This window comes from Arthrobacter livingstonensis, assembly GCF_003219815.1.
Taxonomy (GTDB): Bacteria; Actinomycetota; Actinomycetes; order Actinomycetales; family Micrococcaceae; genus Specibacter; species Specibacter livingstonensis.
Genome location: NZ_QJVD01000007.1, coordinates 1 through 16,442, shown reverse-complemented (window position 1 = coordinate 16,442; position 16,442 = coordinate 1). Strand labels below are relative to the sequence as shown.

The following is a 16,442-nucleotide window of genomic DNA, read 5'->3' as shown; positions in this document are numbered from 1 at the left end:
CAATGAACGCTTATGGACGCCAGCTCCTCACGGCCTTTCGGTTCTTGCTTTGCGCCACGCTCCTGCTGGGCCTGGCCTACCCGGTCCTGGTCTTTGGGTTGGGCCAGGCCGTGGCCCCGGCGCAGGCCAACGGTTCCATCATCACGGTGGCCGGCAAGCCCGCCGGGTCGTCCCTGCTGGCCCAGCCCGTCACCGGAGACAAGTTCTTCTACCCGCGGCCCTCGGCCGTGGACTGGAACCCGGAGACCTCCTCGGCTTCCAACCTTGGCCCGAACCAACCCGCCCTGGTGAAGTCCATTGCGGAAAACCGGGCCGAGGTGGCCAAACGCGAGGACGTTGCGCCGACGGCCGTGCCGATCGACGCCGTCACCGCCGGCGGCTCCGGCCTGGACCCTGACATTTCCCCGGCCTACGCCGCCCTCCAGGTGCCGCGGGTCGCCAAGGGGAACGGGCTCAGCCCGGCCGCGGTGCGTCAGCTGGTGAGTGCCAACACCAGCAACGGGCTCAACGCATTCCTTGGCCAGCCCTCCGTGAACACCACCACGCTTAACACCGCGCTGCTCCAAGCGCGGGTGGCGCACTAAGGTGCTGCGAGAATAGGCGCTATGGCACGGGGCATATTACGGATTTTTCTGGGTGCGGCGCCCGGTGTGGGGAAAACCTACTCCATGCTGGAGGAAGGCCATGTCCAGGCGGCGGCCGGGGTGGACGTGGTGGCGGGCATCGTCCTGGACCACGGACGCGAACAAACCCGGGCCCAACTGGACGGGCTCGAACAGCTGCCCATCTTGAAGATCAGCTACCGTGACACCGGATTTGAGGAGCTCGACGTGGCGGCGCTGTTGGCGCGTCGCCCCACCGTGGCCCTGGTGGATGAGTATGCCCACTCCAACATCCCGGGCGCCGGCAACGCCAAGCGTTGGCAGGATGTCGAGGAGCTGCTGGCCGCCGGCATTGACGTGTATTCGACCGTCAACGTCCAGCACCTGGCTTCCCTGGGCGACGTGGTGGAGTCCATTACCGGCGTCCGCCAGCAAGAAACTGTCCCCGATGAGGTGGTGCGGCGAGCCGATCAAATTGAGCTGGTGGACATCCCGCCGGAGCTGTTGCGTCAACGCCTGGGCGCCGGAAACGTCTACGCACGGGACAAGGTTGACGCAGCGCTGGGCAACTACTTCCGGCTGGGAAACCTGACGGCCCTGCGCGAGCTGGCGTTGCTGTGGCTGGCTGACCGCGTCGAGGAGGGGGTTGCCAGGTACCGCCAAACCCACGGGATTGAGGCCAGCTGGCCCACCCGCGAGCGCATCGTGGTGGGGCTGACAGGCGGGGCCGAAGGGGAGTTCCTGCTGCGCCGGGCCGCCAGGATCCTGAGCCGGGTCAGCGGCGGCGAACTCCTGGCCGTCCACATACCACGGTCCGACGGCGTGGCCGGGGACGTCCCCTTGGCCCTGGAAAGCCAGCGCCAACTCGTCACCGACCTGGGCGGCACCTACCACTCGGTGGGCGGGGAAGACCCCGCCCGGGCACTGCTGGACTTTGCCCGCAGCGTGGGCGCCACCCAAATCGTCATCGGCTCCTCACGGCGGAAACCGGTCCTGGGCATCCTTGCCAGTCCCGGTGTGGGGGCGCGCGTGGTCAGGGATGCCGGGGACATCGACGTGCACATGGTCCCGCATCCCCTGGTGGGCAAGAGCCGTCCACGGCTCAGCCGGGGCGAGCTGAACAGAAAACGGGTCATTGCCGGTTTTACGCTCGCCGTGGTGCTGCCGGTGGTGGTCCAGCTGGGCACCGGCGAGCTGAGCCTGCAGCTGACCATGCTCATCCAATTCGCCGCCACAATTGCCGTGGCCCTCGTGGGAGGGTTGTGGCCGGCCGTGGTGGCGGCCGTTTGGAGCAGCCTGCTGCTGAACTACTATTCGGCTCCGCCCGTGGGCACCCTGACCATCAGCGACCCCGAAAACTTCCTGGCTCTACTGGTGTTCCTGTTGGTGGCGGTTGCCGTGGCTCTCGCCGTTGACCAATCAGCGCGGCGTTCCCGTGAAGCCGCCAGGGCCGGCGCGGAGGCGGCCACCCTGAGCGAACTGGCCCGTGGCATCCTCGCCTCCCAAGACACCGTGCAGGTGTTCCTTGAGCAGGTCCGCGAGCACTTTGGCATGCGGACGGTGGCCTTGTTCAGCGGAGTGGGCAGCGACCTGAGCACGTGGCGCCCCGACGCCTCCGTGGGCGAGGACCCGCCCGAAAGTCCGGACAAGGCGGACAACGTGGAGGAAATTTCCGAGCGCCTGGTCTTGGGGCTCAGCGGGCGGATTCTGCCTGCCAGCGACCGCCGTCTGCTGGGAGCCTTCGGTGCGCACCTGATTGCCTTGGAACAACGTGAAGCGCTCACCGTCAGCACGCGCCAGAACCAACAATTGAGCCAGGACAACAAGATCCGCACCTCGGTGTTGCGGGCCGTCTCCCATGATCTGAGGACGCCACTGGCCGGAATCAAGCTGGCCGTGAGCAGCCTGCGCCAAAGCGAAGTGCACTTTGACCCCGAGGATGAGGCAGAACTACTGGCCACCATTGAACATTATTCGGACAGGATGGACGCCTTGGTGGGCAACCTGCTGGACATGTCACGGTTGAGCGCCGACATGGTCTCCCCGGTCATGGGGCCGCTCACCTGGGCCGAGATTCTGCCCGCCGCGCTGCACGGCGTCCCGGCAGGACGGGTACGCAGTGAACTGCCCGCCAACATGCCACCGGTTGAGGCTGACCCGGGTCTGCTGGAACGGGTCATCGCCAACGTTGTGGAGAACGCGGTGAAATACGCGCCGGGTTCGGACATCACCGTGGTTGGCTCCGTGGGCGGCAGCGGCAGTGCCACGGTCAACGGCCACCCGGCCAGCGAGCTGCGCATAGTCGACCACGGCAAGGGTGTGCCCGCAGCGAACGTCATGGCGATGTTCCGCCCTTTTCAAAGGCTCGACGACGTCTCCTACGGCGCGCAGGGAGGCACCGGTGTGGGGCTCGGACTGGCAGTCGCCAAGGGGTTTGCCGAAATTATGGGCGGGGTCCTTGAGGCCGAGGAAACACCCGGCGGCGGGCTCACCATGATCGTTCGGCTTCCGCTGTCCACCGGCGCGAGCACTGCCGACACCATTAATCCCGGCCGCACCAAAAGGGAGACACAGTGACTACTGTATTGATCGTCGATGATGAACCACAGATCCTGCGCGCCCTTCAAATCAACCTGCATGCCCATGGGTACACGGTGGTGCCCTCACCCAATGGGAAAGCGGCGTTACTGGCGGCACAAACCCACGCGATCGACGTCGTCGTTCTTGACCTGGGATTGCCTGACATGGACGGGCTGGAGGTGATTGCCGGGCTGCGCGGCTGGACCGACGTGCCCATCATTGTCCTCTCAGCCCGGCATGGCTCACACGACAAAGTGGAAGCGCTGGACGCCGGTGCGGACGACTACGTGACCAAGCCGTTCGGTCTTGACGAGTTGCTGGCCAGGCTGCGTGCGGCGTCGCGGCGTGCGGGCACCAACACGGCTGAACCACTGGTGGAGACGGCGGAATTCACTGTGGACCTGGCGAACAAACGTGTCACCCGGGCCGGTGAGCCGGTGCGGATGACCCCCACCGAATGGAGCGTGCTGGAGCTTTTGGTGCGCAATCCCGGGCGCCTGGTCAGCCAGCAGCAGATCCTCACAGAGGTGTGGGGGCCGGCCTATGCAAAGGAAGCGCACTACCTGCGCGTCTACATGGCCCAGCTGCGGCGCAAGCTGGAAAGGGACCCGGCCAATCCGGTGCACCTGCTGACGGAGGCCGGCATGGGGTACCGCTTCGCGCAGTGACCTGTCATTTTCAATACTCGTCTGCACTGGGTCCCGCGTGTTTCCAGGGTTGTGCGGGCCAGTAGTGAGCGTTGAATTTTCCGTACTTCCCTGCACTGTTCGCCACTCCCGCTCAGTACTCCTCTGCGCCATTCTTCTCAGGGGCGTAGTGGTTCGGCTGCCCCGCGTTGTCCGCGTTCACTTGTTCTGTAGACGGTGGATCGGCCGATGGTGAACAGCTCGGCCTTGGCATGTTCCCCGGCGGTGTGTCGTTCGAGGAGGTGGTTTTCCTGTTTGACGGTGGGGTTCGGTTGGTCCCCTCGTAGCCTGGCCTTGGCTGTGGCGACCTTCATTCCTTCGCGGGTGCGCATGCGAATGTGGTCGGCTTCGAGCTCAGAAATCATCGCCAACACATTGGACAGCAGTTTCCCCATTGGGCCGGTGGGGTCGTGGACGGAACCGCCGATGCTGAGCTTGATTTCGCGGTTAGCGAGGTCATCAGCAATTTGATGGGCCTCCCGAACGGAAGGGGCCAGGCGGTCAAGCTTCGTGACGACAAAGGTATCCCCTTCTCTGCACCCGGCCAGGGCTTCATGAAGTCCTGCACGGTTCTTGTTTCTGCCGGTAAAACCTTGATCAACATCAATCCGTTTTGACTCAACACCAAGAACGGTGAGTGCGTCACACTGTGCGGCGAGGTCTTGCGCTTCGCTGGACACGCGTAGCCGATCAATAATTTGGACATGCCCCATGGTGTTTCATATAGCGCCCGCGTCACCGGACGTGGCACCGGACGGGTCTAACGGGACTGTGCGGGCCTAGAGTTCGCAACGACCGAGCTTTTGAGCCGATGCACCGGGGAAGGACCGGCTTACGGGACTGTTTGGCGTTGTCTGTGTGGGACACCCCTTTCGGGACAGCGGGGGAAGGAGATTATGCCAACGGTCGTGCTGGTGGGTCCCTAGACTTGCTTGCATGACTGACTCTGTCGTTCAACAGGCCTATGCCGAACGGGCATCCGAGTACACCGCCATTCTTGGGACCGTGGATGACATGCATGAGCTTGATCGGAACCGCATAGGACAATGGGCCCGGAAGATTAAAGGCCGCATCATCGACGCCGGATGCGGACCAGGACATTGGACGGATTTTCTTCACCAACGGGGTGCCGACATCTCAGGCATTGACGTGGTGCCCGAATTCATTGAGAGCGCCCGCCTTCGCTTCCCCGATGTATCATTCAGAGTCTCATCGCTCCGCGCCCTCGACGAAGCCGATGGCAGCCTAAATGGAGTGCTGGCCTGGTATTCACTGATTCACCTGCCGCCAGCAGAACTACCGCCCGTTCTCTCCGAGCTCGCGCGCGTTCTTTCGCCTCAAGGGCACTTGCTCGTGGGCTTTTTCGATGGCGAGCCCGCAGAACCGCTCGACCATGCTGTTGCCCCGGCGTACTACTGGTCAGTCGATCAGATGAACTCCCTGCTGCATGACGCCGGGTTCGCGGTGATCGATACCGAAGCCCGCCAAGATTCCGGTAGCCGCCCGCACGCAGCAATCTCTGCGATTGCCCGGTAAGCATTCCCCTAGAGGGTACCGGCGTGGGTGATGCGCTGAGTATCCAGCCGGATTATGCGCCGGCAGTGAGCAAGTGCTCATGGTCGCGACCGACGTGGAAGATGCCAACGATCGCAACGGTCTCGTTCAGCACGGCGTATGCGATGACGACACGTTTCCTGTACCCATCGTCCGCAGCCCCGGACGGAGATCGTCGCGCGATATCCCGCGGTAGGGGAAGTCGGCGAGACTTTCACAAAATGCGACAATCGACTCAGTAAATCTCGCAGCGTTGCCGGGTGAGCCTGCTGCGGCGATGAAATCGTAAAGCTCCTCAAGCTGTGTGACGGCCTCGGGCCGGCGAAGGGCGCCAATCGAAGCAGTGATCCAGCCACTAAACGAAGTTAGAAGTCACACCTTTCCTTTGTTCTTGTGTCCGCTTTCTTCTAACTGAGCTTTGCCCCGGCGGTGTCAACGAAGGGGCTAAGTGCTGAGGTCATGATTGCACCCAATTTGCCGTGTCCTGCGTCATTCGGGTGCAACTGGCCGGGCTCAGGGAAGCGATAGAACTCCGGATGTCGTCGAAGGCGGCATTTTGACCTGTAACGAGCGGAAGTCGTGCCTCCTCGGCGCACTCGGCATGCATGGGGAAGAGAAAATGACATGACCGACGTCACGCGAATCTAGGCTATTTAGTCGTAAACGCATTAGTAAGGTTATGACTATGACAAAACGGTCCTCCCTGGCTTTGGCCGTGCTTGCACTGCTCGAAGAAGCTCCCATGCACCCGTACCGCATGCAGCAACTGATCACCCTGCGGGGCAAGGACAAGGTCATCAATGTCGGCCAGCGGGCCAGCCTGTACACCACCATTGACAGGCTCTCCCGGGACGGCCAGATCCGGGTTTCTGAAGTTGAGCGGGACGGTCAGCGCCCCGAGCGCTCCGTCTATGAAATAACCGACGCGGGACGCGCCACCGCCCACGGCTGGCTCACCGACATGCTTTCAGTTCCCAAGCGCGGCTTCCCCGACTTCCATGCCGCGCTTGCCCACGCCCCCATGCTTACTCAGGAGGCGTTGACAGCGTTGTTGCGGAGCCGCCGTGACTTGGTCGCCGCGGAAGTGGCCGAGCTGAGGGAGGAGATCACCCGTGTCTCGGCGTTCCTGCCCAGGGTGGTCCTGTTGGATTCGGAACTCATGTGCCGGACGCGGGCCACAGAGCTCGACTTCCTGGACGACGTCCTGTCCGAGTTGGAATCCGGTGCCATGACCTGGAGTCGGGAATCCCTGGCCGCGTTGTCCCAGACGAACGAGCCGCACCCGTAATGCCCCATGGCCAAGCCCCCACAACTTTGCACATCTTCACGAGAAGGAATCATGCATGAAATCATCGGCCCCACCCATCGGCCGGGCACGCTCCATTGCCCTGGTCTCGCTCTTCATGGCGTCGTTCATGGAGCTTTTGGACGCCACCATTGTCAACGTTGCGCTGCCTGACATTGAGCGCGCCATGGATGCCCACAACGCCGAGCTGCAGTGGATGGTGGCGTCGTACACCTTGGCGCTGGCCATCGGTCTCATCACCGGATCCCGACTGGGCGACATTTATGGGCGTAAGAAGGTCTTCATCATCGGTCTTGTGGTGTTCACTGCGGCCTCAGTGCTGTGCGGCATGGCCATGAACCCGGAAATGCTGATTGCCTCCCGCGCGCTTCAGGGCTTTGCGTCGGCTGCCATGATTCCGCAGGTGCTCTCCAGCCTGCAGGTCATGTACAAGCCGTCCGAGCGGGCCGGTGCCATGGCAGGGTTCTCGGCGCTGGCCGGCGTGGCAGCGGTGTCCGGACCCATCCTCGGAGCCATCCTGACCGACGCCAATATCTTTGGATGGGGCTGGCGCACCATCTTCTTGGTCAACGTTCCCGTCGGAATTTTTGCCGTGATCTGTGCCGTGAAGTTCGTTCCGGAATCAGTGGCGCCGGTCCGGCACAGACTCGACCTGTCCGGCGTCGTGCTCCTGGCCGTGGGTATGCTGGCCATCCTGTACCCGCTGACCATGGGACGCGAAGACGGCTGGCCGCTGTGGACGTTCCTGACGATGGGCTTCGGCCTGGTGGGGCTGGTGGGCTTTGTGCTGCTGCAACGGCGCGAGGAGAGGAAGGGAGCCAAGCCACTGGTCGCGATGTCGCTGTTCAAGAACCGGCCGTTCGCCGCCGGCATCGCCATGATGTTCCTGTTTTTCATTCCCATGAACGGCTTCTTTCTGATCCAGACCCTGTTCCTGCAGCTGGGCCTGCAGTACCCGATCTTGAAGGCCGGACTCACCATGATCCCGTTCTCCATCATGGTGCCGGTGCTGGCCGGGCTGTCCGCGGCCATCCTGGCGCGCAAGATTGGGCGCGTGGTCCTGCAGCTGGGGCCGCTGGTCATTGCGGCCGGTTTCGTGGTGCTGATCCTCACGGTCCAGGCAGTGGGCGGAACCGTCACCCCGTGGCACCTGGTTACCGGCCTGGCGCTGAGTGGCGCCGGTTTTGGCATGGTGGTGGCGCCCGTGGGCATCTTTGTGCTCTCCGAGGTTCCCACCAGGTTCGCCGGCAGTGCGTCCGGACTGTTCAACACCACCAGCCAGCTCTCCGGAGCGCTCGGCGTGGCGATAGTGGGCACCGTATTCTTTGACGCCCTCGACTCCAGCGGCGCGCACAGCCAGTCCGGCGTGTTTATTGACGGCTTCACCTTCACAATGTGGTTCATGGCCGCCGGTATGGTGCTGGCCTCCGCGGCGGCAACGTTCCTGCCGCGCTGGGCTTCCGAATCCGATCTGGCCGGGGATGCGCCCGCGCTGGTCGACGCGTAGCGGCGCCGTTGTGCGCCTGCCCGGGTGCAAGCCGGCGCAATTTTCGTTCGGGCGCAAAACGTTCGTGTTGGCCGGTGCGCACAACAGCTCGCTGCCCCAGTAAATTAGAGGCATGAGCAACCCTCCGACCGGAACACTCCTCGCCCTGTGCCGGGTCCACCAGCTGATCACCACGAAGACGGGCTTTGGCATCACCGCCATTGACAAGCGGCCCGTGCCGGAGTCCGTGGCGATCCGGAAGTTTGGCGTCTTCGGCGATGTGCAGGGCGACAGGGAACATCACGGCGGTCCCGACCAGGCCGTTTACGCCTATTCCCAAGAAGACGCCGACTTTTGGGGCCGGGAACTGGGCCGCGACATTCCGCCGGGGCTCTTTGGCGAGAACCTGCGCACGCAGGGCGTGGAAACCACGGGAGCGGTCATTGGCCAGCGCTGGCGCATCGGCGCACACCTGCTTCTGGAAGCGACGTCCCCTCGCGTGCCGTGCGCCACCTTTGCCGAGCGCATGGACGAGCCGCAGTGGGTCAGGCGTTTCACGGAAGCCGGACGGGTGGGCGTGTATTTCCGGGTCCTCCACAAGGGGAAGGTCCAGGCCGGCGATCGCATCACGGTGGAGTCCACGCCGTCCCACGGAATTACGGTCGGGAAGTTCTTTTCCAACCCGACAGTGGAGGACGTCCACACGCTCCAGGCACTGCACGACGCCGGTGAACTCACCTTGAGTGCCCACTACAGCAAATACTTTAAGCGAATCCTGCAAAACGCCAGCTGAGCAGCCCGGCAACGCGACGGTGCCGCCAGCGGCCGCGGGAGGACAGTTCTTCCACGACGCGCAAGGGCCCCGGGAAAGGTCGTGTGCCGAAACTCACTGGACCCCATCGACAGTTGCCCTGCGGAATGTGTAGCGTATGCCCTACAATTGAAATATCCCCCACTCCGGTATCTCCTTTTATTTTCTGCCCAATTTTTGAGGCAGGAGCCTGAAGTGTATGGGGCCCGCAAAGTTTTTTGGGCGGGCAAGTAGCGTTCATAGGGGATTGCCGGCAAAGAAAACGCCATGTGGCGCCGGCACCTGCTGACGTCCGCATACGCGCCGAAGGCGCGCAGCAACGGCGCGGAAGTCCTGCCACGGGATGGTACATAGCTGCTGGATTTCTTTGTAATGCGGCTGTCAAGGCCGCTTGGCCCTATGAATGAGGACTTACTCACCATGCCCGAAAACTTTACCCAAGACGCCCCCGAGGTTGACGCCGTCAACAAGGACGAAGCCCCGGAAGCTACCTTTGCCGAGCTCGGCATCGACGGACGCGTGCTCTCTGCCCTGAGCGACGTCGGCTACGAAACCCCCTCGCCCATCCAGGCCGCCACCATTCCGCTGCTGCTCGAAGGCCGCGACGTTGTTGGTTTGGCCCAGACTGGAACCGGCAAGACAGCAGCATTCGCTGTTCCTGCCCTGTCCCGCATGGCTGAGCTGATGGATCTCAACGGTCCCACCAAGAACACCCAGATCCTTGTTCTGGCACCGACCCGCGAGCTGGCACTGCAGGTGGCGGAGGCGTTCACCTCCTACGCCAAGTACATGGAAAACTTCTCCGTGCTGCCTGTCTACGGTGGCTCCGCATATGGCCCGCAGCTTGCTGGCCTGCGCCGCGGCGCCCAGGTTGTTGTCGGCACCCCGGGCCGTGTCATCGACCACCTCTCCAAGGGTTCCCTGGACCTGTCCAACCTGCAGTACCTGGTCTTGGATGAAGCCGATGAGATGCTGCGCATGGGCTTTGCCGAAGATGTTGAGCAGATCCTGTCCCAGACCCCGAAGGAGAAGCAGGTTGCACTCTTCTCCGCCACCATGCCTGGCCAGATCCGCCGCATCTCCAAGCAGTACTTGAACAACCCGGCAGAGGTGACCGTCAAGTCCAAGACCACCACGGCCGCCAACACCCGCCAGCGCTACCTGCAGGTCATGGGCCCGCACAAGCTCGACGCCCTGACGCGCGTACTTGAGGTCGAGAAGTTCGACGGCGTCATCGCCTTTGTACGTACCAAGATGGCTACCGAGGACCTGGCTGACAAGCTTAAGGCCCGCGGCTTCCAGGCGGCTGCCATCAACGGCGACATCCCGCAGCAGCAGCGCGAGCGCACCATTGAAGGCCTGCGCGATGGCCGCTTCGACATCCTCGTCGCCACCGACGTTGCCGCCCGCGGCTTGGACGTTGAGCGGATCTCACACGTCATCAACTACGACATCCCGCACGACACCGAGTCCTACGTGCACCGCATCGGCCGCACGGGCCGTGCCGGCCGTTCCGGCGACGCGATCCTGTTCATGACACCGCGCGAGAAGTACCTGCTGCGAGCCATTGAAAAGGCCACGCGCCAGCCGGTGGAGCAGATGCACCTGCCGTCCGCCGAGACCATCAACACGCTGCGACTGGGCAAGTTTGCCGAGAAGATCACCGAGACGCTCGCAAGCCAGGACGTGGCCAAGTTCCGCGACCTGATTGCCAGCTACGAGGAAGAGCATGACGTCCCGGCCGCGGAGATCGCTGCCGCACTGGCTGTCATGGCCCAAGGCGGACAGCCCCTGCTGGTCCAGGACCTGCCGGCCGCGCCGGAATACCAGAAGCGTGAACGCGCCAAGGACGGCTTCGGCTCCCGCGGCCCGACCCGCACGCTCACCGAGGGCAACGCCACCTACCGTATCGCGGTGGGGCGCCGCCAGCGCGTCATGCCCGGCTCCATCGTCGGCGCCATTGCCAACGAGGGTGGCCTGTCCTCCTCGCAAATCGGCGGCATTGACATCCGCGCAGACCACACCCTGGTGGAACTGCCCGCTGAACTGAGCAAGGACCAGTGGCGTGCCCTGAGCAAGACCCGAATTAGCGGTGAGCTCATCAACCTCGAGTTGGACAAGGGACGTCGACCCGCCGGCGCAGCGGCCCCGTACAAGGGCCGAGACGACCGTGGCGACCGTGGCCAGGGCGGATTCAAGAAGAAGTTCGACGGCGGCCAGGGCGGCTACCGCGGCGGCGACCGGGACCGCGGCAATGCCGGCGACCAGGGCCACACCGGCCACGGTGGCGGAGACCGCCGTCCCCGCCACGAAGGCGGCCAGAGCTTCAACAGCAAGGGCAAGTGGTAGCAGGCAGCACCCGGGCGCCATGCCCGGGCTGGCGGCTTGAAACAGTGCCGTAAGAAAAGGGGCGGGTCATTGGACACAGTGCCCGCCCCTTTACCTGTGGGAGGTCCAGCCGCGTCCACAAGGCGGATCCTGCGGCGCCCGGGTGTCCGTTGCAACCCCAGCCGCCGGCGTGTGACAGAAATCATGGGCAGTGAGCGCTGGTGCCGGAACTCAAGGCAGTTAACGCCGGGTCCGGCACCGCTTTCCCCGTCAATTTAACCCCAAAAGGTGTCGTTTTGACGGTGAAAATTCCTTCCCGAAAAAGGGGTGGAATCCTCGATTTCGCTTCCTGCAAAACCGCTGGTAAAGTATTTTCTCGTTGCCCCCCTAGCTCAGTGGTAGAGCGCGTTCTTGGTAAGAACGAGGTCACCGGATCGATTCCGGTGGGGGGCTCGCAAATGAGGTGGCTCGTGTCAAGACGGTTTTGGCCGGCAAGCACGGGCCAAGCTCATTTAGGGCGGCTTAGCTCAGCTGGTTAGAGCGCACGACTCATAATCGTGAGGTCCCGGGATCGAGTCCCGGAGCCGCTACCGACACAACAACCCGTGGTCCAAGGCGCAAACGCCGGGGACCGCGGGTTTTTTGTTGAGCGGGCCAAAGTCGCGTCCGGTACCTGCTGGGGTGTGTACTGGAAGGACGCAGGCGCCGGATGCATTCCCGCCGCCGTGACGAGGGGAGCAACTTATGGGCAAGGTCATGATTATTGGTGGGCACGGAAAAATTGCGCTGCTGCTGGCGCCGCTGCTCAAGGCAGACGGCTGGGATGTTTCGGGTGTGATTCGCAACGCGACCCAGATCGATGACGTCGCCGCGGCGGGCGCCACCGCCGTGGTGCACGACGTCGTTTCCTCCTCCGTCGCCGAGCTCGCCGAGCTGATGGCCGGCTGCGACGCCGTCGTCTGGTCTGCCGGGGCCGGTGGCGGAAGTGCGGAGCGCACCTATGCCGTTGACAGGGATGCCGCCATCCGTTCCATGGAAGCGGCCGGGGAGGCCGGGGTGCCGCGCTATGTCATGGTGTCCTATCTGGGGGCCGGCGCCGACCACGGCGTGCCGCCGGAGGATGGCTTCTTTGCCTACGCCGAGGCTAAGGCGGCCGCAGACCAGCATCTGCGCGGCACGGGGTTGTCCTGGACCATCTTGGCACCCGGGGCGCTGACACTGGATGAGCCGACCGGAACCATCACCACCCACATCAACACCCAAAGCCGCAACACGTCCCGCGGCAATGTGGCCCTCGTGGCCGCAGCAGTCCTGAACCGGCCGGATACCGTGCGCCGCACCATCGAATTCACCGACGGCCCCGTGCCCATCGGACAGGCTCTAAACCCGTAAAGTAAGCCGGGTGGAACAGCTCGTACTGATCGTCGGACTTTTATTCGCCACCGTGGTTGCCGTCGGGCTGGGGGACAGGCTCAAGCTGCCCTACCCGGTCCTGATGCTGATCATGGCCGGCGCCATGACGTTCATCCCCGGTTTCCCGGATTTGCAAATCAGTCCCGAGCTGATCCTTCCCATCTTCCTGCCGCCGCTGCTCTTTGCCACGGCCCAGAAGAGCTCGTGGTCCGTGTTCAGGGTTCGGTGGCGCACCATCATCCTGCTGGCCGTGGCCCTGGTGGTGGTCTCCACCGCCATGGTGGCCGGCGCCGCCTGGCTGCTGATCCCCGGGATCGGCCTCCCGGCGGCCGTGGCTCTGGGTGCGATGGCGGCTCCGCCGGACCCGGTGGCCGTGGATTCCGTGGCCGGCCGCGTGCACATGCCACGCAGGCTCATCACCGTGCTGCAGAGCGAGGGACTGTTCAACGACGCCGCAGCCATTGTGATCTTTCAGGCCGCCGTTGCCAGCGCAGTGGACGGGGAGCCTTTCGGGGCCGGCGTGATAGGCAAGTTTGCGCTGGGAGCCGTGATCGCCGTCGTGGTTGGCATGCTGATGGGCTGGCTGACCGGGCTGATCACCAAACTCATCACCTCCCCGGTGGCACGCAGCGCAGTCACCCTGGTGGTGCCCTTCGCCGCGTACATCCTGGCCGAGGAAGTCCACGCCTCCGGCGTCATTGCGGTGGTGGTGACAGCGCTGGAGATGAAGCGGCATGCCCGCGCCGAGGACGCCACCGAGCGCATCACCCGGGCAGCATTTTGGGACGTGGTGGAACTGCTGGTCACCGGGTTGGCCTTTGGCCTGGTGGGGCTGGAAGTCCGCGAGGTAATCAAGACCGAAGGCTCCGCCATTTGGGGCATGATTCCCATGGCGGTGGCTGTCAGCGTGTTGGTGATCGTGGTGCGGTTCCTGTGGTTCGGGATGCTGGCGCTGCTGTCCAGGAAGCGCGAGGGCGAGCTTCCCCCGACCAGTCTCAAGGACGTGGTGATTTTGACGTGGTGCGGCATGCGCGGCCTGGCCACCCTGGCACTGGCGTTGGCCCTGCCGGTAGCGTTGCCCTCCGGGGATCCGTTCCCGGGCAGGCACGAAATAATCGTCATTGCCTGTGCCGTGCTGCTGGCCACACTGGTGCTTCCCGGGCTCACGCTACCGTGGCTGATGAAGGTGCTCAAGGCCACGGACGACGGCGTTGAGGAACGCGAGGCGGCCAAACTGCTGAGCCTGCGTGCCCAGGAAGCAGCCGTGGCGGCCCTGCGCGCCGACGAGGTCATCAAGAACCTGCCACCTGAGAAGCTGGAACTGGTGAAGTCCAGGATGTTGCGCCTGCACGCGGAATTGCTTGACGGGAGCTTGAAGGATGAAGGCGCCGAACTACGCCGTCGCCGCGGCCGGGAATTGGCCATCGCCGTTCAGACCATTGCGCTCGACGCTGCCCGCCAGGAAGTGCTCAGCGCACGGAACGAGCCGGAAACCGATCCCGAAGTGGCGGACCGGGTACTGCGGCAGCTGGACCTGCGCACCATGATCATGCCGGAATAGTCCCCAGCTCCGCGGGGCCCGAGCTTCGGGTCCTTGGATAATCGCTGGCACGATTTTCCGGGAAGCTGGCTGGCCCCTCGGCAGCCAACTGGTGTTTTCCGCCAGCCTTTTGCGTCCGGTGTTGTAGAACGGCACATCGATCCGGGCCCGGAGTGCGTATACGGTAGAAGTATGTCTAGTACCGTTCGCACCGACGCCAATTCCAAGCCCGCCCGCACGCGCAATATTCCGGCCGAAATCGCCCGGTCCTGGCTGCTCGTGCCCGCAACCCGCCCGGAAATCTTCGACGAGGCCGCAGACTCGCGTGCCGACGCCATTGTGTTGGATATTGAAGATGCCGTGGACCCCAAGAAGAAGGACGCCGCGCGTGCCGACGTCATTGACTGGTTGCGCAACGGCGGCAAGGCCTGGGTCCGGATCAACGACGTCCACTCGGACTTCTGGGCTGCCGACGTTGCCGGACTGCGCAACGTCCCCAATCTGCTCGGCGTGATGCTGGCGAAGACTGAAAACGCCGAGCAGGTCAAGGAAACTTACCACCGTCTCGATGGCAAGACCAGGGTCCTGGCCTTGGTGGAATCCGCACTGGGCATCGAGGAAGCCAACAACATCGCCCGCGCCGAGGGCGCCTTCCGTCTGGCATTCGGCTCCGGCGACTTCCGTCGCGACACCGGCATGGCCGCCGACCGCGAAGCCATGGCCTACCCTCGCGCGAAGCTCGTGGTTGCCAGCCGCGTCGGCAACCTGCCCGGCCCCATCGACGGACCCACTGTGGGCACCAACCACCCGATCCTGCGCGAACAGTCGGCCATCACTGTCTCGATGGGCATGACCGGCAAGCTGTGCCTGGCCGTCGACCAGACCACCATCATCAACGAAGTCATCAGCCCCACGCCCACCGACGTCGCCTGGGCCACGGACTTCATGGACGATTTCAAGGCCCGCGGCGGAGTCATCCGCGACGGCTCGGACCTGCCCCGCCTGGGCAGGGCTGAGAAAATCATGAAGCTGGCCGTGGCATACGGCGTCCAGCCGGCCATCTAATTTGGTGGCAGCTGTCGAGTCCTGGAATGCGCGCAGGGGCGGCCTGGTCCGCGGGATCACGTGGGCTCTGGATGGACCCGTCCTTTCCCTGATCACGGACGACGGCGATTCCCGCCTGCCGCTGGAAGCCGGCCTGTGGCTCCGGTTCCAAGTAGAGTCCGGGCTTGGCATTCCTGCCAGGTATTGCCTCGGGTATTCGGCAGTGCAGGGCCCTACCGAGGCTGAGCACCACCGATGCCCCGTTGGCCAGGGAGCCGAACGCGGCTTCCAATGCGGTCCCTGCTTTGCCCGGGACGACTTCCGGTTCATGCACGACTTTCACCGCAGCGGCATTGGTCCGCCCGGGCTGAGGGCGTATCTGGCGCAGCCGCACTGGCTGTATGCTGCCACGTTTGCCGATGGCACCACCAAGGTGGGGACAGCCTCGGAACGCAGCAAGTGGACGCGATTGGCCGAACAAGGCGCCATAGCGGCGCAGTATGTGGCCCGCGCGCGGGACGGTTCGGTGGTGCGGGTTCTGGAAGACGCAGTGTCCAAAGAGGTGGGACTGACGCAATTTGTGCGAGGTGCTGCCAAGTTCTCTGCGCTGCTACAGCCCCGGACTGGTACCCAACTTGACGCATGCAACCGGGACGCAGCCGGCGTCGTCCGTGAGTTCCTGGACAACCTTGCGCTGGATGGCTTTGAAACCATAACCGAGCAGTGGGAACGCAGCACATTTGCCGACGCCGTTACAGGTGCAGGACAACGCATTGCCTACCCGCAGGCGCTGGACTCGGGCGGGCACGGCATGCGGCTGGATTCGATGGTGGGCAGCTACGCTCTGGTGGCCGTGGATGAAGCGGACACCGTGTTTCTGGCCGACCTTGCGGCGTTGAAGGGACACAAGATCCGGTTTGGCGGCTACGCGACAGAGGTACCGGCCCTGCAGGAATCCCTCTTTTAAGTCCCCGGTGGCCGGGCTCATTCGGGGAGGATGAGGCCGTGGTGGTAGGGGTTGCGGAGGTCGTGGCGGGTGGGGTCGGTGCTGTTGGTGGGTGTGTAGAGGGCGATGCCGTTGAGGAGGCGGAC

The 16,442-nt window shown here is 64.0% G+C and carries 14 protein-coding genes and 2 tRNA genes; 14 read left to right on the top strand and 2 right to left on the bottom strand.

What is annotated here, in order from left to right:
• Positions 1-2: 2 nt before the first annotated feature.
• Genes kdpC through CVV68_RS08030 form a run of 3 tightly spaced genes read left to right on the top strand, consistent with a single transcriptional unit; the run spans position 3 to position 3,850 of the window.
• Entirely contained in the window at positions 3-584 is a 582-nt protein-coding gene (gene kdpC, locus CVV68_RS08040) for a potassium-transporting ATPase subunit KdpC (RefSeq protein WP_110500489.1), read from the top strand.
• A gap of 21 nt (positions 585-605) precedes the next feature.
• Positions 606-3,179, top strand: coding sequence for a DUF4118 domain-containing protein (locus CVV68_RS08035; protein WP_110500488.1), 2,574 nt, complete (start codon positions 606-608; stop codon positions 3,177-3,179).
• A complete protein-coding gene (locus tag CVV68_RS08030; RefSeq protein ID WP_110500487.1) occupies positions 3,176-3,850 on the top strand; it encodes a response regulator in 675 nt (224 codons plus the stop codon). The genes CVV68_RS08035 and CVV68_RS08030 overlap by 4 nt, the downstream gene beginning before the upstream one ends.
• Before the next feature lie 137 nt (positions 3,851-3,987).
• Here the strand turns inward: CVV68_RS08030 and CVV68_RS08025 are convergent, their stop codons facing one another.
• Positions 3,988-4,581 (bottom strand): recombinase family protein, encoded by a 594-nt coding sequence (locus tag CVV68_RS08025; protein ID WP_110500486.1) that lies wholly within the window; start codon positions 4,579-4,581, stop codon positions 3,988-3,990.
• A 223-nt stretch (positions 4,582-4,804) separates the two neighbouring features.
• Here CVV68_RS08025 and CVV68_RS08020 point away from each other — a divergent pair, with 223 nt between their 5' ends.
• Positions 4,805-5,404, top strand: coding sequence for a class I SAM-dependent methyltransferase (locus tag CVV68_RS08020; protein ID WP_110500485.1), 600 nt, complete (start codon positions 4,805-4,807; stop codon positions 5,402-5,404).
• A 126-nt stretch (positions 5,405-5,530) separates the two neighbouring features.
• Here the strand turns inward: CVV68_RS08020 and CVV68_RS24900 are convergent, their stop codons facing one another.
• Complete coding sequence (locus CVV68_RS24900; protein ID WP_438502624.1) at positions 5,531-5,758, bottom strand: type II toxin-antitoxin system RelE/ParE family toxin; 228 nt, start codon at positions 5,756-5,758, stop codon at positions 5,531-5,533.
• 349 nt (positions 5,759-6,107) lie between these two features.
• On the opposite strand from CVV68_RS24900, the gene CVV68_RS08010 reads away from it, so the two are divergent.
• The 10 genes from CVV68_RS08010 (at position 6,108) to CVV68_RS07965 (ending at position 16,317) form a co-directional block, all read left to right on the top strand.
• Entirely contained in the window at positions 6,108-6,710 is a 603-nt protein-coding gene (locus CVV68_RS08010) for a PadR family transcriptional regulator (RefSeq protein ID WP_211320759.1), read from the top strand.
• 55 nt (positions 6,711-6,765) lie between these two features.
• Complete coding sequence (locus tag CVV68_RS08005; RefSeq protein WP_110500484.1) at positions 6,766-8,235, top strand: MFS transporter; 1,470 nt, start codon at positions 6,766-6,768, stop codon at positions 8,233-8,235.
• Positions 8,236-8,347: 112 nt separating this feature from the next.
• Complete coding sequence (locus tag CVV68_RS08000) at positions 8,348-9,007, top strand: MOSC domain-containing protein (protein ID WP_110500483.1); 660 nt, start codon at positions 8,348-8,350, stop codon at positions 9,005-9,007.
• Between the two features lie 438 nt (positions 9,008-9,445).
• A complete protein-coding gene (locus CVV68_RS07995; protein WP_245933415.1) occupies positions 9,446-11,374 on the top strand; it encodes a DEAD/DEAH box helicase in 1,929 nt (642 codons plus the stop codon).
• A gap of 360 nt (positions 11,375-11,734) precedes the next feature.
• Positions 11,735-11,806: transfer RNA gene (locus tag CVV68_RS07990), tRNA-Thr, on the top strand.
• Between the two features lie 63 nt (positions 11,807-11,869).
• A tRNA-Met gene (locus CVV68_RS07985) sits at positions 11,870-11,943 on the top strand.
• A gap of 154 nt (positions 11,944-12,097) precedes the next feature.
• Positions 12,098-12,745 (top strand): NAD(P)H-binding protein, encoded by a 648-nt coding sequence (locus tag CVV68_RS07980; protein WP_110500481.1) that lies wholly within the window; start codon positions 12,098-12,100, stop codon positions 12,743-12,745.
• A 10-nt stretch (positions 12,746-12,755) separates the two neighbouring features.
• The gene (locus CVV68_RS07975; protein ID WP_110500480.1) at positions 12,756-14,327 is read left to right on the top strand and encodes a Na+/H+ antiporter; all 1,572 of its coding nucleotides are present in this window, start codon (positions 12,756-12,758) and stop codon (positions 14,325-14,327) included.
• 171 nt (positions 14,328-14,498) lie between these two features.
• Positions 14,499-15,371, top strand: a complete 873-nt coding sequence (locus tag CVV68_RS07970; protein WP_110500479.1) for an HpcH/HpaI aldolase/citrate lyase family protein — start codon at positions 14,499-14,501, stop codon at positions 15,369-15,371.
• A gap of 4 nt (positions 15,372-15,375) precedes the next feature.
• On the top strand, positions 15,376-16,317 hold the full coding sequence (locus CVV68_RS07965; protein WP_146238854.1) for a DUF2797 domain-containing protein: 942 nt from the start codon (positions 15,376-15,378) through the stop codon (positions 16,315-16,317).
• The last annotated feature ends 125 nt before the right edge of the window (positions 16,318-16,442 follow it).

Excerpts from the sequence above, each read along its gene's own strand:
- kdpC (WP_110500489.1), top strand. The coding sequence starts at position 3 with ATGAACGCTTATGGACGCCAGCTCCTCACGGCCTTTCGGTTCTTGCTT.
- CVV68_RS08035 (WP_110500488.1), top strand. The coding sequence starts at position 606 with ATGGCACGGGGCATATTACGGATTTTTCTGGGTGCGGCGCCCGGTGTG.
- CVV68_RS08025 (WP_110500486.1), bottom strand. The coding sequence starts at position 4,581 with ATGGGGCATGTCCAAATTATTGATCGGCTACGCGTGTCCAGCGAAGCG.
- CVV68_RS08020 (WP_110500485.1), top strand. The coding sequence starts at position 4,805 with ATGACTGACTCTGTCGTTCAACAGGCCTATGCCGAACGGGCATCCGAG.
- CVV68_RS08010 (WP_211320759.1), top strand. The coding sequence starts at position 6,108 with ATGACAAAACGGTCCTCCCTGGCTTTGGCCGTGCTTGCACTGCTCGAA.
- CVV68_RS08005 (WP_110500484.1), top strand. The coding sequence starts at position 6,766 with ATGAAATCATCGGCCCCACCCATCGGCCGGGCACGCTCCATTGCCCTG.
- CVV68_RS08000 (WP_110500483.1), top strand. The coding sequence starts at position 8,348 with ATGAGCAACCCTCCGACCGGAACACTCCTCGCCCTGTGCCGGGTCCAC.
- CVV68_RS07995 (WP_245933415.1), top strand. The coding sequence starts at position 9,446 with ATGCCCGAAAACTTTACCCAAGACGCCCCCGAGGTTGACGCCGTCAAC.
- CVV68_RS07980 (WP_110500481.1), top strand. The coding sequence starts at position 12,098 with ATGGGCAAGGTCATGATTATTGGTGGGCACGGAAAAATTGCGCTGCTG.
- CVV68_RS07970 (WP_110500479.1), top strand. The coding sequence starts at position 14,499 with ATGTCTAGTACCGTTCGCACCGACGCCAATTCCAAGCCCGCCCGCACG.